The sequence below is a fragment of the Streptomyces fungicidicus genome (genome assembly GCF_003665435.1).
In the GTDB taxonomy this organism is placed as follows: domain Bacteria; phylum Actinomycetota; class Actinomycetes; order Streptomycetales; family Streptomycetaceae; genus Streptomyces; species Streptomyces fungicidicus.
On record NZ_CP023407.1, the window covers coordinates 3,976,852 to 3,998,856 of the forward strand.

Genomic DNA, 22,005 nt, shown 5'->3' on the forward strand with positions numbered 1-22,005 from the left:
TGCGCCCGGAGGGAAGGCCGGGGCGGGCCGTCGCGTCCCCACGTGTGCAGCTCGGGGCCCGGCCCCGGCCTTCCCGCACGCGTTCAGCCCAGGCGCACCGGCAGGGCGGTGAGACCCCGCAGCAGGGTGCTCGTGCGCCAGGTGAGGCCGGCGGGGCCGGCGGCGAGGGCGAGGGCGGGGTGGCGGGCCAGCAGGAGGCGGAGGGCGACGGTGGCCTCCGCGCGGGCCAGCGGCGCGCCCAGGCAGTGGTGGACGCCGTGCCCGAAGCCCAGGTGGCCCTGCGGGCGGCGGGTGATGTCGAAGCGGTCGGGGCCGGGGAAGGCGAGCGGGTCCCGGGAGGCGGCGGCCAGCGAGACGAGGACCGCGTCGCCGGCGGCCACCGGGGTCCCGGCCAGCTCCAGCGGCGCGGCCGCGAAGCGGAAGGCGCCCGCGTGCACGGGGGAGTTGAACCGCAGGGACTCCTCGATCGCGCCGCCGGCCAGCGCCGGTTCGGCGCGCAGCAGGGCGAGCTGGCCGGGGTGGGTCAGCAGGCTGTGCACCGTCGCGGAGATCAGGTTCACCGTCGTCTCGTGGCCGGCCACGAGGAGGAGGAAGGCCATGCCGAGGAGTTCCCCGGGTTCCAGGCCGGCGGCCGTGGTCAGGTCCGCGAGCAGGGAGCCGTCGGGGGTGCGGGCCTTCGCGGCGGTCAGCTCGGTGAGGTAGCCGGCCAGCGCGGCGGCGGAGGCGGCGGCCGTCTCCTCGCCGGTGGGCATGACCAGCTCGTTCGACCAGGTGTGGAAGGCCGCGCGGTCACCGCCGGGCACGCCGAGCAGGTCGCAGATCACCGTGACCGGGAGCGGCAGCGCGTAGCGGCTCACCAGGTCGGCGGTGCCCGTCCGGGGCAGTGCGGCCAGCAGTTCCCGCGCCACGGCCTCGATCCCCGGCAGCAGCCCGGCGATCCGGCCGGGGGTGAAGTGGCCCGCCACCAGCCGCCGCAGCCGGGTGTGCCGGGGCGGGTCGCTCTGCAGCATGTTGCGGCCGACGGCGTGGCCGCCGTCGGTCTCCCAGCCGGCGGAGTGCCGGATGTCGTTGCGCAGCCGGGGGTCGGTCAGCGCGGCCCGCACCGCCTCGCGGGTCACCACCAGCCAGACGTCCCCGCTTCCCGGCACGTGGACGCGGTGCACCGGGCCCCTGGACCGCAGGGCCGCGAGAGCGGCGTGGTGGCCGGCCGCCGGGTCGTGGCCTCCCGGGGCCGGTTCGCCGGCCAGTTCCTCCAGGGTGGGCGCTCGCACGTCCGCGTCCTCTCCGTCGAAGAAACGGGGAGTGGTCCCCATTTGGTGCGCCGACGATAGCATCCCGTCGGGGAGCGCTCCCCGCTTCGTACGGAGGAAGACGATGACCGTCGGTGACGAATCCACCGCCCCCGCGCCCCGGCAGCGGCGGGACGCCCGGCGCAACCGGGACCTGCTGGTGGAGGCCGCCCACGCGGTCTTCGGCGAGCAGGGGCTCGACGCGCCCCTCGACGTCATCGCGCGCCGGGCGGGAGTGGGCAACGCGACGCTCTACCGGCACTTCCCCACCAGGGCCGCCCTGGTCGACGCGGTCTTCCGCGGCCAGCTGACGGACACCATGACGGCCGGCGAGCGGGCCCGGACCGCCCCCGACGCCTGGGAGGGCCTGAACGACTACCTCCGCGCCGTCTTCACCACCCTTGCGGCCGACCGCGGCACCAACGACCTGATGACCACCCGACTGCCGGACGTCGAGGCGCTCCGGGCCGTGCACGCCCACAACCGCGCGACGGTGGACCTGCTGCTGGACAGGGCCCGCGCGCAGGGCAGCGTGCGCCCCGACGTCACCACCGAGGACCTGCTGTTCGCCCTCGCCGCGCTGGGCCGTGCCGTCCCGCCCCTCACCGCGGCCACCACCCCGGACGCCTGGCGCCGCCCCCTCGCCCTGTTCCTCGACGGTCTGCGCGCCGCCCCGCCGCACAGCCTCCCGGGCAGCCCCCTCACCGGGGCCGAGCTCGGCGACGTCCTCGGCGCCATGGGACCCCACCGCACCCGTCCGGCCCAGGGCCAGGGGGCGGGGGGCGGGGCGTAGCCGTCGTACGGGTGCCTCGGCGGGCGGCCGCAGCACATCTGCCACCGCCGCGACAGCTTTTCCGACGGGGCGACTAGGGTTTCCCCGTGGGGAACCCGTCCCCCGTGGGCGGACCATGACCACCCTGGTCCGCGGAAAGGTGCGCATGCCTTCGGAAGGTCAGCCGTACGCCGACGGCCGGCAGCCGGACCAGGACCGGCCCCCCGTCGCAGACCGGCTGGACGACGACCACTTCCCGGCCTACACCATGGGCAGGGCCGCGGAACTGGTCGGATCCACACCCGCTTTCCTCCGCGCCCTCGGTGAGGCGCGGCTGATCACCCCGACGCGCTCGGGAGGCGGCCACCGCCGCTACTCGCGCCACCAGCTGAGGCTGGCCGCCCGCGCCCGTGAGCTGGTCGACCAGGGGACGCCGGTCGACGCCGCGTGCCGCATCGTCAGCCTCGAGGACCGGCTGGAGCGGGCCGAACGCGCGAACGAGGAACTGCGCCGCGGGGAGGCGGGCACGGTCCGCGGGCACCGGTGAAAATCTCCCCCCGCCGGAGCAGAAATACCGTACCGGTTGAGGAATATCTCTTTCTTCAAACACGCCGTCGGCGTGTTATTCAAGTGATTTTCCTCGCTTGGCGTTGACGCATTCCGTGCTAGGCTGACGTCAGTTGCAGTTGTGGTTGCCAATTTGCTACCGGGTCTCCGGGCAGGTGATCATCGCGACGATGAAGGGATTCGTAAGGTGCGAGTCCCAGCACTGTCTCAGGAGAATTGATATGGCCACCGGTACGGTGAAGTGGTTCAACTCGGAAAAGGGCTTCGGCTTCATCGAGCAGGACGGCGGCGGCGCCGACGTCTTCGCGCACTACTCGAACATCGCCACCTCGGGCTTCCGTGAGCTGCAGGAGGGCCAGAAGGTGAGCTTCGACGTCACGCAGGGCCAGAAGGGCCCGCAGGCGGAGAACATCGTCCCCGCCTGACCTGCACGCAGGTTTTCGGAGCGGGGCCCGCACTTCGGTGCGGGCCCCGCTCTTTGTCGTTCCCCGTTTATTCGCCCGCGTTTCACACGCGATCAACGTGAGCGCCGTGCCTTTTCCCGCAGCGCGTCCACCGCGATCCTCGCGGCCGTCCCGATCACCGCGTCGGCCGCCGGAAGAGTGGCCGCGGTGTGCCCGGTCCGGGTGAACACGGCGACCGCGTAACGGCCGCCGTCCGGATACTCCACGACGCCGACCTCGTTGCGCAGGGTCGGCAGGCTGCCGGTCTTCCCGGCGACATGCACGTCGTCGAACGGGAAACCGGAGGCCAGCCGGTGCGGCCACACCTGGAGCCCCAGGATCCGCCGGACCGCGGCGCCGTGCTCCGGCGGGCACGCCTCGTCCCGCCACACGGCGCCCAGCAGCCGCGTCATGTCACGCGGCGTGCTGCGGTTGGTGCGGGCCGGGTCGAGCGCCCGCAGCCGGGTGATCACCCGCGGGTCGGCGAGCGCCCGGGCGCCCTCGGGGCCCGCGTCCTCCTTCACGGTGGCGAGCATCTCGCCGAAGGAGTGCACGGCGAGGGTCGCCGTGAGGCCGAGCCGGGCCGTCGTCGCGTTGACGGCGTCGAGGCCCACCCGGCGCAGCAGCAGGTCGGCGGCCGCGTTGTCGCTGACCGCCACCATCAGGTACGCCAGGTCGCGCAGCGACATCCGCGCCGCGTCCAGCATGGCGGCGACCCCGGTGGGACCGGCGGTGCGGTCCGCGGGCGGGCTCTCCACCTGCTCGGTGAGGTCCAGCCGGCCCGCCGCCGCCAGCTCGTGCAGCGCGACCAGCAGGCACAGCTTGTGCACGCTGGCCGTGCAGACCGGCTGGTCCGCCCCGGTGCCGAGCTGCGCGCCGGAGTCGATGTCGAGGGCGTGCAGCCGGCCGGTGACCCCGGCGTCGGCGAAGGCCGCGTCGATGCGGGCGAGGGCGTCGGTCATAGCCAGTACTCCGATGCCGGGCGCAGGTGCAGCGGACGGTCCGGTGTGTCGGGGGCCGCCCCGGCGGTGGTGCGCAGCGCGTGCGTGGCCGCCTCGGCGAAGGCCTGGACGGCGGCGTCGCCGCGCCCCCTGGACCACGCGGCGGAGTGCCGCAGCGCCGGCGCCCCGCCGGTGAGCGGACGCCATACGACGTCCGGGTCCCGGTCCCCCGAGTACGCCGGAACGGCGTCGCGCGGGCACAGCGCCGCCGCCCCGGCCGACAGCACCAGGCCGCGTACGAAGCTGGCGCCCTGGCCGTGGCGTACGGCGGCGGGGGTGAAGCCGCCACGGGCGCAGGTGGTCAGCAGGTCGTCGTAGAGGGCCGGGGCGGAGGCGCGCGGGAAGAGGATCAGGTCGTGGCCGGTCAGCGCGGCCAGCGGCACCTCGGCCAGGGCGGCCGCCCCGGCCGAGCGCGGCAGCAGGACGCCGAGCTCGCGCCGCAGCACCGGGCCCAGCTCCAGACCGGAGACGTCGCACGGATGGTGGACGACACCGACGTCCAGTTCGTGGGCGGCGAGCCGGGCGAGCTGCTGCGCCGTGGGCAGTTCGTGCAGCTCCAGTTCCAGGCCGGAGTGGCGGCGTCCGAAGTCCGCGAGCAGGGCGGCGACGGTCTCGCCGGAGAGGTCCGGGGGCAGGGCCGCCCGCAGCAGCCCCGTCTCGCCGTCGCGCACCCGCCGCGCGGTGGCGAGGAACGACTCGGAGCGGGCGAGCAGTTCACGGGCCTCCGCCAGCAGCAGACGCCCCGCCTCGGTGATCGTCACCTGCCGGCTGGTCCGTTCGAACAGTCGTACGCCCAGCTCGCGTTCCAGCCGCTGGATGCGCTGCGACAGCGGTGGCTGGGCCATCCCCAGACGGGCCGCGGCACGACCGAAGTGTGACTCTTCTGCAACAGCCACAAAGCACTCCAGGTGCCGCACCAGGTCCACGACCAGTAATCATATCGAGTGTTGATCAATACGTGATCGATAGCGGACTTGGACGTACCGGCCCCGGCGCTGCTGTCCTCGGGCCATGAACACCCACACCGACTTCCCCGGTACCGGTCCCCGACGCCGTCGTTCGCGCGGGCCGGTCAGGGCCCTCACCGCCGTGGCGGTGGTGGCCGCGGTCGCCGCGGGCGGCGCCTACGCCACCGGCCTCGGCCCCTTCGGGGACGAGAGCGGCCCCGACCCGGAGGCGGTGGCCCAGGCTCGTGCGTTCCTCGCCGACTGGTCCGCCGGACACCTCCCGGCCGCCGCCGCCCGCACCACCAGACCCGACCGCGCCGAAGAGGTGCTGCGCGGCTTCACCGCCGGACTCGACATCGACAAGCCGAAGCTCGCCGCCGGGCAGCCGGAGGAGACCGGTGACGGCACGCTCACCGTGCCCTTCACCGCCCGGATGCCCGTCACCGGCCTCGGCACCTGGACCTACACCGCGAAGCTGCCGCTGCGGGAGCAGGGCGACGGCGCCTGGAAGGTCGACTGGAAGCTGTCGCTGGTCCACCCGCGGCTCAGCGAGACGGAGAAGTTCCGGCTGGAACGCGAGGAGACCGAGCCCGTCGAGGCCACCGACCGGAGCGGCGCCACCCTCTCGGCCGCCACCCACCCGTCCCTCGCCCCCGTGCTCGACCAGCTCGCCGGCGGAGGGAAGGGCGGCGGGCCGCGCGGCGCGGTGGAGCTCGTCGACCGGGCCACCGGGAAGACGGTGCGCACCGAGGCGTCCTTCGGCGGCGAGGACACCGCGGGGGACGACGGGCCCGTCCGCACCACCCTCGACGCCACCTGGCAGTCGGCCGCCGAACGCGCCCTCGCCGAGGCCGACGGCAAGAACGCCTCGCTCGTCGCCCTGCGCGTCGACGACGGCGAGATCCTGGCCGTCGCCAACTCGCCCGCCTCCGGCTTCAACCGCGCCGTCTCCGGCACCTATGCGCCCGGCTCCACCTGGAAGCTCGTCACCAGCAGCGCCCTGCTGCTGAAGGGCGCGGTCGCACCGGACGACGTCGTGGACTGCCCGAAGTACCTCACGGTCGGCAAGCGGTTCCAGAACGTGGAGACCTCCGAGCACCCGGACGCCACCTTCCGCAAGGACTTCACCGAGTCCTGCAACACCGCCTTCATCAGCCTGCGCGGCAAACTGGCCGACGCCGAACTCGGGGAGGTCGCGAAGAAGTACTTCGGCGTCGGCCAGACCTGGCACGTGGGCGTCCCCTCGTACGACGGTTCCGTGCCGGTGCCGCGCGACGCCACGGAGAAGGCCGCGTCGATGATCGGGCAGGGGCGCGTCCAGGCCAACCCGCTGATCATGGCGTCCGTCACCGCGACGGCCGTGTCCGGCACCTTCCACCAGCCCACCCTCGTCGCCGGCACCGAGGACACGACCGCCACGACCCCGCTGCCGCCGAAGGTCGTCGCCCAGCTGCGCGAGCTGATGCGGGCGACCGTCACCGAGGGCACGGCACGTGTCCTGGCCGGCCTGCCCGGCGAGATCGGCGCCAAGACCGGCACGGCGGAGGTCTCCGACGAGCAGGACAACAACGGCTGGCTGGTCGCCCACCGGGGCGACGTGGCCATCGCCTGCGTCGTCGAGGAGGGTGTCACCGGCGGCGGCTCGGCCGGACCGGTGATCCGCTCCCTGCTGTCGGCCGTGCCCGAGTCCTGACCGCACCCGTCCGTGAGGAACCCCCCACCATGACCGCACACCCCTCCCGCCGCGCCTTACTGCTGGCCGCGGCCCTCGCCCCCGTGGCGGGGTGCGCCGCCGGCGACCCGCCGCGCGAGTCCGCCCGGGGCCCCGCCCCGGCACCGGACCGCCGCACCACCGCCCCCGCCCCGGTGCGACCCCGGAGCCTCACCGACCTCGAACGCGAGTACGACGCCCGCCTCGGGGTGTACGCCCTCGCGACCGGGACCGGGGCCACCGTCGTCCACCGCGCCGACGAACGCTTCGCGTTCTGCTCCACCTTCAAGACGCTCGCCGCGTCCGCCGTGCTGGACCGCGACCCGCTCTCCCGACTGGACCGGCGCGTCACCTACACCCGGGCCGACCTCGTCCCCCACTCCCCGGTCGCCGAGAAGCACCTCGCCACCGGCATGACGGTCCGGCAGCTCTGCGACGCCGCCATCCGCTTCAGCGACAACGCCGCCGCCAACCTCCTGCTGCGCGATCTGGGAGGCCCGCGCGCCGTCACCGCCCATCTGCGCCGGCTCGGCGACCGGGTGAGCCGGCTGGACCAGATCGAACCGGAGCTGAACGGCAACCCGCCGGGAGACCCGCGCGACACCACCACGCCCCGCGCGGTGGCCGCCGACTACCGCGCCCTGGTCCTCGGCGACGCCCTGCCGGGCGCGAAGCGTGACCTGCTGGCGGACTGGCTGGTCCGCAACACCACGGGCGGCCGGCGCATCCGGGCGGGCGTCCCGCGTGACTGGAGGGTCGGCGACAAGACCGGCACCGGCGAGTGGGGGCGGGTCAACGACGTCGCCGTGCTCTGGCCGCCGAGCGGCGCCCCGCTGGTGATGGCCGTCCTGACCGACCGGCCCGGCCGCGCGGACACGACCGACGAGGCACTGGTCGCCGAGGCCGCGCGCCGCGTCCTGACGGCCCTCGGCTGAGGGCCGGGGTTCAGCCGAGGCAGATCACCAGCAGGCAGAGCCGGTCGGAGTCCGGGGACGTCGCCGACGGCGCGGAGGGAGTGTTCCCGCCCTGCTCCGTGCCGCTGCCGCTGTCGGCACCGTCGTCCGCGCCGTCGTCCGCGCCGTCGTCGGCCGCCGGGGGCGGTGACGCCGGCCGGGTGGCCGTGTCCGAATCGCCGAATCCGGAGGCGGATCCCGGCGCGGAGCCCGAGACCGACCCCGAGGCGGAGCCCGCACCGGTGTCCACGTCCGCTTCCGCGCGGGCGCCGGTGTCCGTGGCGGCGGCCCGCGGCCGGGACGGCGGCTCCGCCGTCTGCGGGGAGGCGGCACTCTCCGGCTGCGTGCGGGACGGGGTGGCGGGCGTCCGCGCGGTCTCGTCCCGTCGCTCGTGCTCGTCGCCGGCCTTCGGTGACCGCGTCGTACGGTCCAGGGACGGCGCCGGGTCGGCCGGGCCGCCGTACTGGTCCGCGGGCAGCTCCGCGCCGCCCATCCCCCGGAGATCGGGCGCCGAGGCGGCCTGGGCGCGGTCGCCGCCGCTCCGGTCCATCGAGGCGAGGGTCAGCCCGCCGCCGACGAAGGCCACGGCCGTCGCGACCAGCGCGCGCCGCTGCGTCTTCTTCCAGCGGACCTGCTGCCGCCGCCGCGCCGCCCGGCCGGTGCCCGCGTGCCCGGCGGCAGCGGCCGCGGGCGCCTCGGGGGGCAGGTCGTCGGGAAGCGCGGCCGGGTCGCCGGCGGGGTCCGCCGCGGTCGCCGGCGCGGGGACGGTGCTGCCGCCCACGACGCCCGGCGCGATGTCGGGGGCATAGGCGCCGCACCCCGGGCAGACCAGGGCGCCGTTCAGATGCCGGCGACACGTGGAGCAGTAGTCCATCCGCTGTCTTCCTGAGTCGGCGTACCGAAACCGACGCCCGCCGGGCGACCGCTCCGGAGCAATGAGCAGCAACGCTAACCAGGCTCGGAGCCCACTGTGTGCAGCCTGTGTGCCGCTCCTGCGCACATTCTCTGCGCACTCCGCGAGAAGGTCGTGAGCATGCCAGCCGCACCACCGCACAACGGACACAGTCACAGGGGTCGCCACGCCTCACTCGCCCGGAAGGCCCCCACACGTGAACCCCCGAACCCCCCGCCGCGCCCGCACCGCCGTGCGCCGTGCCGCCCTGCTCCTGGCCGCCGGTCTGCCGGTCCTGTCGCTCACCGCCTGCGGTGTCGCGGAGGGCGACGGCAGCGAGTCCGCGGCGCTGGGCAAGAGCTACGACATCACCGTGGGCCTGCTGCTGCCCGACAGGGACACGGCGCGCTTCGAGAAGTTCGACCACCCCCTCATCAAGGAGCGGATCTCCTCCCTCACCAACAAGCAGGGCAAGGTCGTCTACGCCAACGCCGAGGGCAGCCCGAAGAAGCAGAGCGAGCAGTTCGGCAAGCTGGTCGCCGACGGCGTCGACGCGATCCTGGTGAACGCGGTGGACTCCGCGGCCATCGCGCCCGACGTGGAGAAGGCGAAGGAGGCCGGCATACCCGTCATCGCCTACGACCGGCTCGCCGAGGGCCCGATCGACGCCTACGTCTCCCACGACAACGAGCTCGTCGGCCAGGTCCAGGGCCGGGCCCTTGTGAACGCGCTCGGTGAGGACGCCGAGGCCAGCAAGGTCGTGGTGATGCACGGTCCGTCCAGCGACCCGAACACGGCGCTGTTCCGCAAGGGCGCGCTCGGGGAGCTGGACGGCCATGTGGACATCGTCAAGTCGTACGACACCAGGAAGTGGCTGCCCGAGGTCGCCGCGGACAACATGCGCAAGGCGGTGAAGGAGGTCGGCGCGGGCGACATCGCGGCGGTCTACTCGGCCAACGACGGCATGGCCGGGGCCGTCATCGAGGTGCTGGAGGACGCCGGCGTCACCGACCTCCCGCCGGTGACCGGGCAGGACGCGGACCTGGCGGCGGTGCGCCGGGTCGTCGCGGGCAAGCAGTACATGACGGTCTACAAGCCGTTCATGCTGGAGGCGACGGGGGCCGCGGACATGGCGGTGGCCAAGGTGCAGGAGCGTTCGATCCAGTTCGACGCGCTCGCCCGTGACCTGGTCGACAGCCCGACGCGCAAGGACATCCCGGCGATGCTGGTCCCGGTGGTGGCGCTCACACGGGAGAACATCGAGGCCACGGTGATCCAGGACGGCGTCTACACCGCCGAGGAGATCTGCGCGCCGGCCGCCCTCGCGGCGGACTGCGCCGAGATCGGGCTCAAGCCGTAGGGGTGTGACGGGGGCCACACGCGCGGTGCGATGACTCCGCCCTCCGCCGGGGGTCGTACCAGTGACACCACCGGCGCAGGGCGAGACGGGAGCACCCCATGAGTGACGCAGTGAAGGGTCCGGCCAGCTACTTCCCCTCCATCGAGAAGAAGTACGGCCGTCCGGTCGCCGAGTGGAAGGAGCTCATCCGCTCCTCCCCGCTCACCCGGCACATGGAGCTGGTCGCCTGGCTCAAGACCGAGCACGGACTGGGACACGGCCACGCCAACGCGCTGGTCGCCCACACGCTGGCCGAGTCCCGCGGCTGAGTCACACCCGGCCGGGCACGGGGCGCCGGGCCCGGCGCAGGAACGGCGCCTCGACGGCGTAGTACGACAGCAGGGCCATCAGGACGCTCAGCAGGGCGGTGGCCGGGAGCAGCCCGTCCGTCATGCCGAGCGAGGCCAGCAGCCGTACGACGGGGTAGTGCCACAGGTAGATGCCGTAGCTCAGGTTGCGGCCCACCCAGACCAGCGGCGTCAGCGAGAGCAGCCGGGACATCCGTCCCCCGGGGCGCAGCTCCAGCGCCGCGACCAGGGTGGCGGAGAGCACCGCCACGACCAGGAACCCGACGGTGTACCAGGCGGCAGTCAGCAGGCCGGCGTCGGCGGTTACCGGCATCAGCCAGGCCACCAGCGCGAGCGCGCCCAGCGCGGGCCACGCCAGCCGGCCCGCCCAGGTGCGCAGCACCGCCAGCCGGGGATCGTCGGCGCGCAGCCGGGCCAGGACCACCGCGACGAGGGCGCCGGCCAGCAGCTGGTCGGCGCGGGTGTCGGTGCCGTTGTAGATGCGGTGGGCCGCGTCGGGATTCCACAGGGCGCAGCGCCACAGCACCGGCAGCGCGCACAGGGCCGCCGTCCAGAGCAGCACCGCACGGGCGCGGGCGAACCGCAGCAGCACCAGCAGCACGAGCGGCCACAGCAGGTAGAACTGCTCCTCCACACCCAGCGACCAGGTGTGCGCGAGCGGCCCCATGAGGTCGCCGTACGGTCCGGGCTCCATGGCCCGTACGACGTTGACCAGGAACAGCGCCGACAGCCCGGCCGCCCGCAGGGAGCCGTCGAAACCCCACAGCGAGGTGGTCGTCGACAGGATGGCGCAGACCGCGCACAGCGCCAGCAGCGCCGGGACCAGCCGGAGCCAGCGCCGCCGGTAGAAGGGGAGCAGGGCGATGCCGCCGGAGCGGGCGTACTCGGCGAGCAGCAGCCGGGTGATGACGAAGCCGCTGAGGGTGAAGAAGAGGTCCACGGCCACCGAGCCGCCCGGCAGCAGGTCCGGCGTGACGTGGTAGGTGAGCACCAGCGCGACCGCCACCGTCCGCAGCCCGTCCAGGCCGCCGACCCGGCCGCTGCGCGCCACCGCGGACGGGAAGCCCCGTCCGTCGGGCACGGCGGGTCTCGCGCGTCCGCGAGGCTCCGCCGTTCTCGTCTCCACTCCGGGTTCTTCTGCTGTCGCCGGGCCCGCTTCCTGCGCCATGAAGGAGATCGCTCCCCGTTGCCGACTACAAGGGAATAATCAGATCCCGCCTGTCCAGAAACGGCGGGCCCATGCGGTTCCGGGCCCCGGCCACCGGATCGGCGGACGCGGGCGACGGAGTGGACTCCGCCGCTCCGGAGCGGCTCCAGGGGCGGCTCCGGGGCCGTTCCGCGCCCGGCTGCCCGTGCCTCCCGGAGCCGGGCCGGGCTACGATCCGGTCATGGCCCTGACCATCGAGGACGTGGACCGGTTCGAGGCCTCCAGGCCGCGCCTGGAAGCCATCGCCTACCGCCTTCTCGGCTCCGCGAGCGAGGCCGAGGACGCCGTGCAGGAGACGTTCCTGCGCTGGCAGGCCGCCGATGTCGGGCAGATCCGGGTGCCCGAGGCGTGGCTGACGAAGGTGCTCACCAACCTGTGCCTCAACCAGCTGACCTCCGCCCGCGCCCGGCGCGAGACCTACGTCGGCGAATGGCTGCCCGAGCCGCTGCTCGCCGGCGACCCGATGCTCGGCCCCGCCGACACCGCCGAACAGCGCGAGTCGGTCTCGTACGCGGTCCTCGTCCTGCTGGAACGCCTCTCCCCGAACGAGCGCGCGGTGTACGTGCTGCGGGAGGCCTTCGGCTACCCGCACCGGGAGATCGCCGCGATCCTCGACCTCACCGAGGCCGCCAGCCAGCAGCTCCACCACCGCGCCAGGAAGCACGTCGCGGACGGCAAGGCCCGCACCGAGGTCGACGAGGCCGCCGCCCGGCGCATCGTCGACGAGTTCCTCGCGGCCGCCACCAGCGGCCGGACCGAGCCGCTGGTGCGGCTGCTCACCCAGGACGCCGTCGCGGTCGGCGACGGCGGCGGGAAGGTCCCGGCCCGCGCCAAGGCGTTCCGGGGCGCGCTCGCGGTCGCCACGTTCATGCGGGGCCTGTTCAAGCCCGGCAAGGCCAAGCGCGCCCTCATCGGCGGCTCGCCCGGCGTCCACGCCACCACCGCCAACGGCGACCCCGCCCTGGTGGCGGTCCTCGACGGCCGGATCGTCGGCGTCATCTGCTTCGCGGTCACCCCCGAGGGCATCACCGCGATCCGCAGCCAGGTCAACCCCGACAAGCTGGAACGCGCGACCCGCCACTGGGCGGGCACCGACCACGGGGAGCCCCTGCTCCACGCCTTCTGAGCAGGAAGTGACGCACGTCACATTCAGCTGCTGTCAGGAAACGGCGGGCCGCCCGGTTCAGGGGGCGGACCCGCCGGAAAGCCGACGACAGGAGCAGGAAATGCAGCACCGCATCATCGTCCTCGGGGCCGGTTACACCGGAGCCGTCGCCGCCGGCCGCCTGGCCAGGCGACTGCGCCGCGAAGACGTCGCCCTCACCCTCGTCAACGCCGAGCCCGACTTCGTCGAGCGCGTCCGGATGCACCAGCTCGCGGTCGGCCAGGAGCTCAGGCCCCGCCCGTTCCGCGAGATGTTCGCCGGCACCGGAGTGGAACTGAGGCAGGCGACGGTGACCGGCGTGGACGCCGACCGCAGGACCGTCACCGTCACCGACGCCGCCGGGACGACCGGCGAACTGCCCTACGACACCCTCGTGTACGCCCTCGGCAGCCGCTGGGACACCCACGGCGTCCCCGGCGCCGCCGAGCACGCCCACGAGATCGCGAGCCGCCCCGGTGCCCTCCGGCTGCGCGAGCGCCTGGCCGGCCTGGCCGCCGGCGAGCCCGTGGTCGTGGTAGGCGGCGGACTCACCGGCCTGGAGGCCGCGACGGAGATCGCCGAGTCCCGCCCGGACCTCGACGTCTCCCTGGTCGCCCGCGGCGACCTCGGCGACTGGCTCTCCCCCAGGGGCCGCCGGCACCTGCGGAAGGTCTTCGACGGGCTCGGCATCACCGTGCACGAGCGGACGCCCGTCACCGCCGTCGCGGCCGGCCACGTCACCACCGACGGCGGCGGCACCCTCCCGGCCGCGGTCACCCTGTGGACCACCGGCTTCGCCGTCCACCCGATCGCGAAGGCCACCACCCTGGAGTCCACCGGCACCGGGCAGATCGTGGTCGACGGCACCATGCGCTCCGTCTCCCACCCGGAGGTGTACGCCATCGGCGACGCGGCGATGGTGGAGGGCCCCGGCGGCAAGCCGCTGCGGATGTCCTGCGCCTCGGGAGTCCCCACCGCCTGGCAGGCCGCCGACGCCATCGCGGCCCGTCTGACCGGCGGAAAGCTCCCCACGACCGCGCCCCGCTACTTCAACCAGTGCATCTCGCTGGGCCGCAGGGAGGGCCTGATCCAGTACGTCACCGCCGACGACCGCTCCGTCAGGGCGGCCCTGACCGGACGCCTCGCGGCCCGCTACAAGGAACTGGTCTGCAAGGGCGCCGCCTGGGGCGTGGCCAACCCGACCCTCGGCCTCCCCACCCGCCGCCGCCCCGTCCTCCCCGGACCCGCCACGCCGGCCGGCGCCCCGGCCGCCACCCCGGAGGCCACCCCGGACGCCCCGGTCGACACCGCGGCCTGACACCCGCACGGGGCGCCCCGGGGCACGGGGCGCCCCGGCGTGCGGCAGGACGGTCAGTTTTCGAGAAGCGCCCGCCGGACGGGCGACCGTACCGTCGAAGACATGGACTCCCTCGACTCCGTCACCCTGGAAGCGTCCGACCCCAGGGCCGCCGCCGACTTCCACTCCGCCGCCTTCGGACTGGACGCGTCACTGGTACGCGTACGCGCCTCCGAGGCCCCGACGACCGGCTTCCGCGGCTTCACCCTGTCGCTGGTGGTGTCCCAGCCGGGCGACGTCGACGCGCTCTTCCTCACCGCCCGCGACGCCGGCGCCACCGTCCTCAAGCCCGCAGCGAAGTCGCTGTGGGGGTACGGCGGCGTCCTCCGGGCCCCGGACGGCACGATCTGGCAGATCGCGACGTCGGCGAAGAAGGACACCGGCCCGGCCACCCGGGACATCGACGAACTGGTGCTCCTGCTGGGCGTGGAGGACGTGAAGGCGAGCAAGCGGTTCTACGTGGAGCAGGGCCTCACCGTGAACAAGAGCTTCGGCGGCAAGTACGTCGAGTTCGCCGCCGGGCCCGGCACCGTCAAGCTCTCCCTGTACAAGCGCCGAGGCCTCGCCAAGGTCGCCGGCGTCCCCGCCGACGGCACCGGCTCCCACCGTCTCGTCCTGGCCGCCGCCACCCGCCCCTTCACCGACCCCGACGGCTTCACCTGGGAACCGACCGCTCCCCGCACCGTCCCCGCCTGACCCCCCGGGGGCGGTGACGGTGGTTCAGCGCACCGGGAAGCCGAAGGCGTAGCCCTCCGCCTTGAGGGAGGGGAGGACCCGGCGCAGGGCCTCGACGGTCTGGGAGCGGTCGCCGCCCGCGTCGTGGAAGAGCAGCGTCGGCCCGTTGGGGAGCTCCCGCTCGACGGTGGCGACGATGGCGTCGGTGCCGGGCCGCTCGAAGTCCTTGGTGTCGACGTTCCAGCCCAGCGGGCGCATGCCCCGGGAGGCGGCCAGCTCGCGGCTGTACGGGGTGAACGCCCCGCCGGGCGCCCGGTAGTACATCGGCCGCACACCCCCGGACGCCTTGGTGATCATGCGCTCGGCGTCGAGGATCTCCTTCGACTGGTACGCCTCGGGCTTCTTGTCCATGCCGGTGTCGTGCGACACCGAGTGGTCGCACAGCCGGTGCCCGGCCGCGACCACGTCCTTCACGAGGTCCGGGTGCGTCTGCGCCTGGATCCCCGTCATGCAGAACGTGGCCTTCACCCCGTACTCCCGCAGCACGTCCAGCACTTGGGGGGTCCAGCCGGGGTCGGGGCCGTCGTCGATGGTGATGTTCACGCCGCGGGCCCCCGCGTCGGAGGCGTGCACGATGGTCTTCGCGACCGGCTGGACGTCACCGCCCGGCGTCGCGGACGCGGACGCCTGGGGCGTCCCCCCGCCCTCGACACCGGCCTGCGCGGTCCACACCGAGGCGCCGACGGCCAGCACCGTCACGCCGAGGGCCGCACCGACCACCTTGCCGTACCAGCCCCGCCCGCCGCCGTGCCGTGCCATGTCCGCCCCGTTTCCCCGCAGTCACCGGTCGCCCCTCGGCCCCTTCGGGACCACCTGGCAGGACGACGGGAGGACGCCCGCGGCTCCGTCCGTTACCGATCACGGACAATCCCGGGGGAGTTCACGGACAACGTGCCGACCGGCGGCACGTCGGCGGGGATAGCCTCGGCCCATGCCGAGCTTCGAGATCACGCCGATAGGTACGGTCCGGAACGACCGGACGGACGTCCAGCACACGGACGAGTGGGGCGCCGTCCGCAGCACGATCACCGTCGACGAGCGCTTCGGCGAGGCCTGTCTCCAGGGCCTGGAGGGCTTCTCCCACGTGGAGGTCCTCTTCGTCTTCGACCAGCTGCCGGAGCTCGACGACTACCGCGAGCCCCGCCCCTACCGCGGCCGCCCCGACCTCCCGCCGGTCGGCGTCTTCGCCGGCCGCGGCCCCCGCCGGCCGAACCGCATCGGCGTGACGTCCTGCGCCATCGAGTCGGTCCACGGCCGCCAACTGACGGTGACCGGCCTCGACGCGGTCACGGGCACCCCGGTCATCGACCTCAAACCGGCGATGCGCGAGTTCCACCCCAAGGACATCACCCAGCCGGAGTGGGTCAGCGCGATGATGTCGGACTACTTCAAGCCGTGAACGGCGCCGAACGCTGCGCTGGGGCACGACAACTCGGCTTCGTACAGGGGCTGTAGAAGCCTCTCACCTGGCATCATCGTAGGGATCTGAGCAGCCTTGGGAGGGGGAGCTGTGAAGCTGATGGTCTCTCGGATGGTGGACAAGCGCACCCTCTTCTTCGGGGAGGCCGACTCCTACACCGTCGTGACCCACGGAGTCGACACCCACGAACTCCTGACGAAACTGCGCACCTCCGCGTTGCTGTACGACCATGTGATCCTGGCGGCAGCGTATTTCTGGCAGTCTCAGGAACTTCGGTACATCCTTCCTTACGTGACGCAACTGATCGAGACCGGTGAGATCCTTCCGTCGATCCGGTCTCCGCGCGTCACGCGAGATGTCATGGACTATTTCGACAAGCGACTGGAGGACACCTCCGGGCTGATCGGTACTCCGGTCTTCGAGATCCAGGCACTGGCTTCGGAGATTGCCCGTCCGGAACAACGACCGGTGGCCGAACAGCTTGCCCGCCTCGGCACGGTCGTGCACCTCGACACCAGGTCTGTCGAAGACGCCTTCAGGCACATGTGGTTGGCGGATACGGTCAATATCCGTGACCCGTTCTCAGTGCGCAACGCGGTGGTGGAAACGATCGGCGGGCACGACCGTGCCGGTGAGATGCTGAGGGGAATCGGGGGAATAGCGCATCAGGCGTTCTTCTCGCGCAGCGTCGTGGCGCAGGAACTGTACGGCATGAGCCTTCCTCCTTCGTTGACAATCATGCTCGTGGAACGGGCGTCGGAGCTGTACCTCCGGTCGAACGCGTCCGTATGCGGGAGCGAGCAGTTCGTGTCGTCCCGCAGCGCAGGAATGGTTGGCCCATTGGCGTCGGCGAACATCGACCTGTTCACCCGCGTGCTGGGAGTCTGCGGCATCACGCCGAGGCAACTGCACGGACTTGCCGACGGCGAACTTCTGGCCATCAAGTACTCCGAGGAATTCCAGGCATTTCGCGAGACCTACTTCCGTCTCGTGGAGACCGCCACCCTGGAGCACGGAAACTTCACGGACGAAGTATGGCAGCGTTTCGAGAGAGTGCGGTCGCGTGATCGCACGGCGAAGCGGTTCATCCGCGTCCTCAAGTCGATCGAGTTGGCCTCGGGTGCTCTGTTCGCGGCCGCATTGGGTTCGGTTGTTCAGGAAGCGACTCCGTTCGGGCAGACGCTCTTGGCTGCCAGCGGTGCCGGCGTCGGAGCGGGCAGATTCCTCAGCCGCCTCAAACGCCTCAACTCCACGCCGGTCGACGATTTCGTGGAGTTCGCCACGCGCAAGGAATACCGGGCGCGGTTGCGTGCATCCTTTCAATTGAGGAGCTGAACTCTCGATCCGCTCAGAACCGCAGGCTGCCGTCGTCGCGGTCGGTGACGAAGTTGATCACTAGAGGGCATTCGTTTCCGCACCGAGTGCAGCCCATCGCGAAGCGCGTCTGTGCGGACTTCTCGAACAGTCCGCCCTCGACGACGCAGGTGTAGTTCGCGCCACGCCGCTCGGCCACCCGGTTCTCGGCGGGGAAGTCCAGATCGGGAAAGAGCGAGATGTTGGCGGAGTGCGCAGCGATGCGAGCGGCCCGCAGCCCCTCCAGGATCGAATCGAGGGTGGGCACCCGACCTGTGTGTTCCTCACGGGTCACCGAGTTCACCACGTTCGTTCCGCCCTCGACGGCGAGCATCCCGGCGCCCAGCGCGTTCGCGATGTGGTCGTGGCCGACGGCGGCGTCCGTGGGAATGGGGCCGAGCGTCATGACGGGTCCGGGGTAGCGGAGTGTGCCGCGGAGCAACCTGGTGAATGTCGCGATCTGCCCGAGGCGCATGTGGCCGACAGCCTCCAGCATGGTTGGTATCCCGAGCGCCCTGGCCTCGCGGTAGAACAACTGCTGGCGCTCCAGTTCCTGGACGTGCACGGTGTCCAACGCGTCCACGGTGCTGGCCGGACGGAATGTCGTCCCCAGACTGAGAGCGACTCCGTGGCGTTTGAGGATCGCGGCTATGTCCCCGAACCGCTCCGCCAGGACGCTTTCGACGCGGTTGTTGATCAGCATGTCCCGTACGACGATTCCACCGCCGCGCGCCGTGGTGGCGGTCTGGCGCGTGGTCCGGGCCAGTTCGTACATCTCCCGTGTCGGCGACAGGTGGAGCGTCATCCACGCGACACCTGCTTCCGCCTGCCGTTCGATCTCGTCCAACAGCCGAGGGACGTCGAGGCCGCCACGTGGCTTGAAGCAGAGGTAATGCGGCAACGTGCCGACCGGCAGACCGAGTTCCGCACTGGCGGTCCGATAGAGGGGGGCGGGAAGGCGCACGGTACTCAGATCCATCATCAGGTCGGGCTGATAGCCCAGCCGGGCGATCTCGCGGATCTTCTCGACCTCGGCCTCGAGGTCAGCTGCCCGATTGCATCCGATACTGGTGTTCACCTTGACCAGCGAACCCGGACCCACCAGCACGGGATCCCCGCCTGCTCGCAATTCGACCAGGGAGCCCGATGCGATCCGCGCCCGCGCCTCCGTCGCACTCAGTAAGCCCTCGCGTACCTCTTGAACGTCTTCCAACCCGTGCATGAACTCCCGCCAACCGCCCGTCGGGCTCCGAAGGAAGGGTCGTGGACATGCCGACCCGCATCGTCATCCTGACAGCGGTGAGGCGTACGGCACCGTGAATATCCCCGCCGGGGCGGGAGGGGGACGGCTGCACGCGTCGCGGGCCCGGACGTCGTGCGGTGTCCGGGCCCGTTCGGGGCGGGGCGGGTCAGGAGAGGCTCTTGTAGCCCTGCCAGCCGGTGGCGATCCTTGTGCGGCTGCCGAAGGAGCCCTTGCCGTTGCCGTTGTTGCGCCAGACGGCGCCGGAGGAGTCGCGGGAGACGAGGTCGGCCCGGCCGTCGCCGGTGAGGTCGCCCACGCCCACGACCACGTTGTACGAGGCGCCCCAGTCGTTAAAGACCTTCACGCGGCTCTTGAACTTGCCGGCCGAGGTGCCGTCGTAGCGCCACAGCTCGTTCGACTTGTCCTGCGCGAGCAGGTCGCCGTGCCCGTCGCCGTTGAGGTCGCCCACGCCCACGATCTTCTTGTACCCCGTCCACTTGGACGCGATCTTCACACGGGAGGAGAGCTTGCCCGTGCTCGTCGCCTTGTATAGGTAGACGTCGCCGGTCGAGGCGTTGCGGGCGATCAGGTCGGGCCGGCCGTCACCGCTGATGTCCCCGGGCGAGGTCAGCACGTTGTACTGGTTCCAGCCCGTGCCCAGCGAGGTGTACGCCGTGGACGGGGTCACCGCCGCCCCGCACACGGGCCGGTAGGCGCGCAGCGCCCCGCTGCTGAACCGTACGAGCACGTCGTTGCACCGGTCCCCGCTCAGGTCGCCGAAGGGCACCGCCTTCACCGTCGTCGGCCACCCGGAGCCCGTCCGCTTCCCGGTGAACGTTCCCTTACCGGTCCCGTACTGGTACGTCAGCCCGCCGGAGCCGTTCAGGGTCAGCAGGTCGCCGAAGCCGTCCGACCCGACGAAGTCGCGGTGGGCCGCGGCGGCTCCGGTGACCTTGACCGTGCCCGACCTCGTCAGCGCCGCGCCCTGCCCGTCCGCCGGGGTGATGGTCAGCTTCCAGGTGTGGGTGCCGTTGGGCACCAGCCGGCCGGAGCCGTCCTTGCCGTTCCAGGCCGGGCTCACCACACCGCGCGCCGGACCGCCGGTGAGCGTGCGCACGGCGGTGCCGGCCCGGTTGGTGATCACGAGCTTCCAGGAGGCAGCGGGCTTGTTCAGCCACCACTTCGGGCGCCACGGGGCGGCCCCGGCCTTGACGTCGGCGGAGGCGGCGACGGTGGCGTCGCGCTGGACGAGGGCAGAGACGGGCACCTCGCTGGGGGTCAGGCGGATGGTGTTGTCGGAGCGGGCCTGGGCGATCACACCGGTGTACGGGTCGACGTCCCAGGCGTTTCCCTCGAACGCGCCGGCGGTGTGCGCCACGGGCGTCCCGCCGCGCACGTCGATCACCTTGAGCCGCCCGCTCTCGGAGGTCGCGACGAAGCCGTCGCCGAGCTGGGCCTGCTCCCATCCGGAGCCCGACACGAGGGTCTGGTTCCGCTGGCTGACGGTGTCGTAGACACCCAGACCCTCGGAGCCCATCACACAGTTCCACAGCAGCCACCGGCCGACGGCCTGGAAGTCGTTCAGCAGGCAGCCGCGCCCGAACCACACGGGGGAGCCGCGCTGTCCGGTGAGCAGGTCGACGGGGACCACGGTGTCGTTGCCGGACATCACCCACAGGGTGGTGCCCCAGATCGCCCGCACGGTGTCCGTCGTCGTGTGCACCGTGCGCCCGGTGTCGAGGTCGACGATCCGGGTCTCCGCCGCGCCGGAGCTGTCGTACGGCCCGGTCAGCGCGGCGAAGCGGCCGCCGGCTGCGGTGGCGGTCCGGTAGCTGCGGGAGCTGTCGATCCGGGTGCCGGGGAGCGACTGGGAGGGCTCCAGGACATGCGGCTGCTGGGCGGTGCTGGTGCCGTATCCGGAGACGACCGTCCGGCCGTCGCCGGTGTCGAGGAGCCGGGGGCGGCCCTCCGCGTAGTTCTCCGGCGCGATCCGGCCGCGGGTGGTCCGGGCCCCCGCCGTGGGGGAGCCGGTCACGCCGGTGTCACGGGTGTGGAGATACGTCCAGTCGCCCACCGGGTCCTGCTCCACGGTCGTCAGCCGGCCCTGGGTGAGATTCAGCTGGGAGACCTGGTGGGCGCTGCTGCGGGGGTAGGCGTCCGCGACCTTGCGCACGGTGACCCCGCCGTCCGCCGCGGCCCCGATGAGGGAGACGCCCCAGTGGTCGGTGTCGGCGCCGCCCGCCACCAGCAGCCCGCCGTCCGGAGTGGCCACGGCCTGCCGTGACGTCCTGGCCAGCAGCGTCCGGGGCGCGGAGCCGTCGAGGGGGACGGCCTCGACCCGCGAGACCGCGCGGTCGGTGTCGTAGCGGCCCAGGGAGGCGTCGTGGCGTGAGACGACGACGGTGTCGCCGACCAAGCCCAGCACCTGCGCGACGTCGCCGGCCGCCACGGTCCGCACGGCGGCGGCCGGGTCCTGCCGGGAGGCGACGTGCAGGGTGCCGTCGTAGAACCACACCAGGTGGGTGGGGCTGAGCGCGACCAGGCCGTGCCACGACCGCACGGTGTACGGCAGGGCGGTGAAGCGCCCCTGCTCGACGTCGAGCCATCCGGTGACCTCGTCGTCGCCCTTGCGGTACCGCACGACCTGTCCGCGAGCGTCGCCCAGCCCCGCGGCGGACCACAGGTAGGTGCCGGAGGGGACGCCCTCCACGGTGCGGTCGGTGACGGAACCGTCCTCCCGGACGTCCAGCAGATGCCACACGGCGTCGGTGCCCGGGGTTCCCGCGGTCGTGACGACCGTCGACCCGAGCGTGCTGAAGTACGCGTGCCCGGCGGGCAGCGCGACCGTGCTGGTCCGGCCGGACGTCATGTCCCGCAGCGTTACGGTCCTGGCGGCGCCGTCGTGGCGGGCGACGACGTCCGAGCCCGCGCCGGCGCTCGTGACGCCGTAGGCGTCCGTGCCGGAGGCGTCGACGAGCGTGTCGACGCCGTCGTAGGTCGTCCAGAGCTGGCCCCGCCCCTCCTCGTACCGGAGGAACCCCGAGGGCCCCGCGCTCAGCAGCCCCGTCCGGGGAACCAGGGACGTGGTGGCCGGCACGACCACCTCTCCGGCGGCCGTCGCCGCGTACGCGCCGCCGGCGGTCAGCGGGCCGAGCCCGAGGGTGAGGGTGAAGGAAACGGCGGCGGCGGTGGCGCCTCGTACGAGAGCACGTCTGCCCATGCAGGACCTCTCCGGCGGATAGGCGGTGGGTGAGGGCTCGGAGA

20 protein-coding genes are annotated in these 22,005 nt (G+C 72.8%); 12 read left to right on the plus strand and 8 right to left on the minus strand.

The window, feature by feature from the left end; translation table 11 throughout:
• Nucleotides 1-83 precede the first annotated feature (83 nt).
• The gene (locus CNQ36_RS18115; protein ID WP_121546773.1) at nucleotides 84-1,313 is read right to left on the minus strand and encodes a cytochrome P450 family protein; all 1,230 of its coding nucleotides are present in this window, start codon (nucleotides 1,311-1,313) and stop codon (nucleotides 84-86) included.
• A gap of 61 nt (nucleotides 1,314-1,374) precedes the next feature.
• Between CNQ36_RS18115 and CNQ36_RS18120 the strand changes: the two genes are divergently transcribed.
• The 3 genes from CNQ36_RS18120 to CNQ36_RS18130 all read left to right on the plus strand — a co-directional run bounded on the left by CNQ36_RS18120 (nucleotide 1,375) and on the right by CNQ36_RS18130 (nucleotide 3,053).
• Nucleotides 1,375-2,082 carry a TetR/AcrR family transcriptional regulator gene (locus CNQ36_RS18120; protein ID WP_121546774.1) on the plus strand — a complete coding sequence of 236 codons (708 nt, stop codon included), beginning with the start codon at nucleotides 1,375-1,377 and terminating at the stop codon, nucleotides 2,080-2,082.
• A gap of 145 nt (nucleotides 2,083-2,227) precedes the next feature.
• The gene (locus CNQ36_RS18125) at nucleotides 2,228-2,608 is read left to right on the plus strand and encodes a MerR family transcriptional regulator (RefSeq protein WP_121548502.1); all 381 of its coding nucleotides are present in this window, start codon (nucleotides 2,228-2,230) and stop codon (nucleotides 2,606-2,608) included.
• Between the two features lie 241 nt (nucleotides 2,609-2,849).
• Nucleotides 2,850-3,053: a cold-shock protein gene (locus CNQ36_RS18130; RefSeq protein ID WP_003969786.1), complete on the plus strand. Its 204-nt coding sequence runs from the start codon at nucleotides 2,850-2,852 to the stop codon at nucleotides 3,051-3,053.
• A 92-nt stretch (nucleotides 3,054-3,145) separates the two neighbouring features.
• On the opposite strand, the gene CNQ36_RS18135 is transcribed toward CNQ36_RS18130, so the two are convergent.
• Both CNQ36_RS18135 and CNQ36_RS18140 read right to left on the minus strand, forming a co-directional pair.
• The gene (locus CNQ36_RS18135) at nucleotides 3,146-4,033 is read right to left on the minus strand and encodes a serine hydrolase (protein ID WP_121546775.1); all 888 of its coding nucleotides are present in this window, start codon (nucleotides 4,031-4,033) and stop codon (nucleotides 3,146-3,148) included.
• Nucleotides 4,030-4,998: a LysR family transcriptional regulator gene (locus tag CNQ36_RS18140; RefSeq protein ID WP_121546776.1), complete on the minus strand. Its 969-nt coding sequence runs from the start codon at nucleotides 4,996-4,998 to the stop codon at nucleotides 4,030-4,032. The genes CNQ36_RS18135 and CNQ36_RS18140 overlap by 4 nt, the downstream gene beginning before the upstream one ends.
• A gap of 85 nt (nucleotides 4,999-5,083) precedes the next feature.
• Between CNQ36_RS18140 and CNQ36_RS18145 the strand changes: the two genes are divergently transcribed.
• Nucleotides 5,084-6,712 (plus strand): penicillin-binding transpeptidase domain-containing protein, encoded by a 1,629-nt coding sequence (locus CNQ36_RS18145; protein WP_121546777.1) that lies wholly within the window; start codon nucleotides 5,084-5,086, stop codon nucleotides 6,710-6,712.
• 29 nt (nucleotides 6,713-6,741) lie between these two features.
• Nucleotides 6,742-7,665, plus strand: a complete 924-nt coding sequence (bla, locus tag CNQ36_RS18150; RefSeq protein ID WP_121546778.1) for a class A beta-lactamase — start codon at nucleotides 6,742-6,744, stop codon at nucleotides 7,663-7,665.
• A 10-nt stretch (nucleotides 7,666-7,675) separates the two neighbouring features.
• Here the strand turns inward: bla and CNQ36_RS18155 are convergent, their stop codons facing one another.
• A complete protein-coding gene (locus CNQ36_RS18155; RefSeq protein WP_121546779.1) occupies nucleotides 7,676-8,557 on the minus strand; it encodes an SCO2400 family protein in 882 nt (293 codons plus the stop codon).
• Between the two features lie 235 nt (nucleotides 8,558-8,792).
• On the opposite strand from CNQ36_RS18155, the gene CNQ36_RS18160 reads away from it, so the two are divergent.
• A complete protein-coding gene (locus CNQ36_RS18160) occupies nucleotides 8,793-9,935 on the plus strand; it encodes a sugar ABC transporter substrate-binding protein (RefSeq protein ID WP_163013289.1) in 1,143 nt (380 codons plus the stop codon).
• Between the two features lie 98 nt (nucleotides 9,936-10,033).
• Nucleotides 10,034-10,243, plus strand: coding sequence for a DUF4287 domain-containing protein (locus CNQ36_RS18165; RefSeq protein WP_121546780.1), 210 nt, complete (start codon nucleotides 10,034-10,036; stop codon nucleotides 10,241-10,243).
• Nucleotide 10,244: 1 nt separating this feature from the next.
• Here the strand turns inward: CNQ36_RS18165 and CNQ36_RS18170 are convergent, their stop codons facing one another.
• Entirely contained in the window at nucleotides 10,245-11,363 is a 1,119-nt protein-coding gene (locus tag CNQ36_RS18170) for an acyltransferase family protein (RefSeq protein ID WP_228312997.1), read from the minus strand.
• 307 nt (nucleotides 11,364-11,670) lie between these two features.
• On the opposite strand from CNQ36_RS18170, the gene CNQ36_RS18175 reads away from it, so the two are divergent.
• The 3 genes from CNQ36_RS18175 (at nucleotide 11,671) to CNQ36_RS18185 (ending at nucleotide 14,686) form a co-directional block, all read left to right on the plus strand.
• Nucleotides 11,671-12,615 carry an RNA polymerase sigma-70 factor gene (locus CNQ36_RS18175; RefSeq protein ID WP_121546782.1) on the plus strand — a complete coding sequence of 315 codons (945 nt, stop codon included), beginning with the start codon at nucleotides 11,671-11,673 and terminating at the stop codon, nucleotides 12,613-12,615.
• A gap of 100 nt (nucleotides 12,616-12,715) precedes the next feature.
• Nucleotides 12,716-13,951, plus strand: a complete 1,236-nt coding sequence (locus CNQ36_RS18180; protein WP_121546783.1) for an NAD(P)/FAD-dependent oxidoreductase — start codon at nucleotides 12,716-12,718, stop codon at nucleotides 13,949-13,951.
• A gap of 102 nt (nucleotides 13,952-14,053) precedes the next feature.
• Nucleotides 14,054-14,686, plus strand: a complete 633-nt coding sequence (locus tag CNQ36_RS18185; RefSeq protein ID WP_121546784.1) for a VOC family protein — start codon at nucleotides 14,054-14,056, stop codon at nucleotides 14,684-14,686.
• Between the two features lie 24 nt (nucleotides 14,687-14,710).
• Here the strand turns inward: CNQ36_RS18185 and CNQ36_RS18190 are convergent, their stop codons facing one another.
• Nucleotides 14,711-15,484 carry a polysaccharide deacetylase family protein gene (locus tag CNQ36_RS18190; protein ID WP_121546785.1) on the minus strand — a complete coding sequence of 258 codons (774 nt, stop codon included), beginning with the start codon at nucleotides 15,482-15,484 and terminating at the stop codon, nucleotides 14,711-14,713.
• 172 nt (nucleotides 15,485-15,656) lie between these two features.
• Between CNQ36_RS18190 and CNQ36_RS18195 the strand changes: the two genes are divergently transcribed.
• Together CNQ36_RS18195 and CNQ36_RS18200 are read left to right on the plus strand one after the other, a co-directional pair.
• Nucleotides 15,657-16,124: an SAM-dependent methyltransferase gene (locus CNQ36_RS18195; protein WP_121546786.1), complete on the plus strand. Its 468-nt coding sequence runs from the start codon at nucleotides 15,657-15,659 to the stop codon at nucleotides 16,122-16,124.
• A gap of 111 nt (nucleotides 16,125-16,235) precedes the next feature.
• Nucleotides 16,236-17,480, plus strand: coding sequence for a hypothetical protein (locus tag CNQ36_RS18200; RefSeq protein WP_121546787.1), 1,245 nt, complete (start codon nucleotides 16,236-16,238; stop codon nucleotides 17,478-17,480).
• 13 nt (nucleotides 17,481-17,493) lie between these two features.
• Here the strand turns inward: CNQ36_RS18200 and CNQ36_RS18205 are convergent, their stop codons facing one another.
• Both CNQ36_RS18205 and CNQ36_RS35600 read right to left on the minus strand, forming a co-directional pair.
• Nucleotides 17,494-18,720: a phosphomethylpyrimidine synthase ThiC gene (locus CNQ36_RS18205; RefSeq protein WP_121546788.1), complete on the minus strand. Its 1,227-nt coding sequence runs from the start codon at nucleotides 18,718-18,720 to the stop codon at nucleotides 17,494-17,496.
• A gap of 187 nt (nucleotides 18,721-18,907) precedes the next feature.
• Complete coding sequence (locus tag CNQ36_RS35600) at nucleotides 18,908-21,961, minus strand: FG-GAP-like repeat-containing protein (protein WP_121546789.1); 3,054 nt, start codon at nucleotides 21,959-21,961, stop codon at nucleotides 18,908-18,910.
• Nucleotides 21,962-22,005: the final 44 nt, after the last annotated feature.

Coding starts and splice junctions, on each gene's coding strand:
- CNQ36_RS18115 (WP_121546773.1), bottom strand. CDS start 1,313: ATGGGGACCACTCCCCGTTTCTTCGACGGAGAGGACGCGGACGTGCGA.
- CNQ36_RS18120 (WP_121546774.1), top strand. CDS start 1,375: ATGACCGTCGGTGACGAATCCACCGCCCCCGCGCCCCGGCAGCGGCGG.
- CNQ36_RS18125 (WP_121548502.1), top strand. CDS start 2,228: ATGCCTTCGGAAGGTCAGCCGTACGCCGACGGCCGGCAGCCGGACCAG.
- CNQ36_RS18130 (WP_003969786.1), top strand. CDS start 2,850: ATGGCCACCGGTACGGTGAAGTGGTTCAACTCGGAAAAGGGCTTCGGC.
- CNQ36_RS18135 (WP_121546775.1), bottom strand. CDS start 4,033: ATGACCGACGCCCTCGCCCGCATCGACGCGGCCTTCGCCGACGCCGGG.
- CNQ36_RS18145 (WP_121546777.1), top strand. CDS start 5,084: ATGAACACCCACACCGACTTCCCCGGTACCGGTCCCCGACGCCGTCGT.
- bla (WP_121546778.1), top strand. CDS start 6,742: ATGACCGCACACCCCTCCCGCCGCGCCTTACTGCTGGCCGCGGCCCTC.
- CNQ36_RS18155 (WP_121546779.1), bottom strand. CDS start 8,557: ATGGACTACTGCTCCACGTGTCGCCGGCATCTGAACGGCGCCCTGGTC.
- CNQ36_RS18165 (WP_121546780.1), top strand. CDS start 10,034: ATGAGTGACGCAGTGAAGGGTCCGGCCAGCTACTTCCCCTCCATCGAG.
- CNQ36_RS18175 (WP_121546782.1), top strand. CDS start 11,671: ATGGCCCTGACCATCGAGGACGTGGACCGGTTCGAGGCCTCCAGGCCG.
- CNQ36_RS18180 (WP_121546783.1), top strand. CDS start 12,716: ATGCAGCACCGCATCATCGTCCTCGGGGCCGGTTACACCGGAGCCGTC.
- CNQ36_RS18185 (WP_121546784.1), top strand. CDS start 14,054: ATGGACTCCCTCGACTCCGTCACCCTGGAAGCGTCCGACCCCAGGGCC.
- CNQ36_RS18190 (WP_121546785.1), bottom strand. CDS start 15,484: ATGGCACGGCACGGCGGCGGGCGGGGCTGGTACGGCAAGGTGGTCGGT.
- CNQ36_RS18195 (WP_121546786.1), top strand. CDS start 15,657: ATGCCGAGCTTCGAGATCACGCCGATAGGTACGGTCCGGAACGACCGG.
- CNQ36_RS18205 (WP_121546788.1), bottom strand. CDS start 18,720: ATGCACGGGTTGGAAGACGTTCAAGAGGTACGCGAGGGCTTACTGAGT.
- CNQ36_RS35600 (WP_121546789.1), bottom strand. CDS start 21,961: ATGGGCAGACGTGCTCTCGTACGAGGCGCCACCGCCGCCGCCGTTTCC.